The following is a 315-nucleotide window of genomic DNA, read 5'->3' as shown; positions in this document are numbered from 1 at the left end:
GCTTTCTGAATGCCACCATTGGTGGCGAAACTGTGTTGCACTCATTTGGTGCACCAAGAATCCTTTTGTTTTTCGAGCTTTCCATGCCAAAAAGTGTTGTTCTTCATCTTCCTGATGAGTTTTGGCTATCCTTTTACTTCCTGTCAGCTGAGCTACTTCCTGAGCTTGATCCGTTTCGCTGTCTTAACCGTTAGACTAGATGACCATCCATATCTGATAGGCTCCTTGCCTATCTAAGTCCCTTTTCCGACTACCAAACGTCCTTCGTTTGCGTCCTTGGAGACCTCATATCCATGGTCTAAATTCCTGTGATTC

General features: G+C 44.8%; 1 protein-coding gene. It reads left to right on the top strand.

Annotated features, from left to right (window positions below; all coding sequences use genetic code 11):
* On the top strand, positions 1 to 194 hold a 194-nt coding region (locus tag RYH74_RS26375), incomplete at its 5' end, for a hypothetical protein (protein ID WP_317410633.1).
* Positions 195 to 315 lie beyond the last annotated feature (121 nt).

This window comes from Pseudomonas sp. LSJ-87 (assembly GCF_032971465.1).
Classification (GTDB): domain Bacteria; phylum Pseudomonadota; class Gammaproteobacteria; order Pseudomonadales; family Pseudomonadaceae; genus Aquipseudomonas; species Aquipseudomonas putida_Z.
The sequence above is the reverse complement of the archived record's forward strand: the minus strand, read 5'-3'. Positions and strand labels throughout refer to the sequence as shown.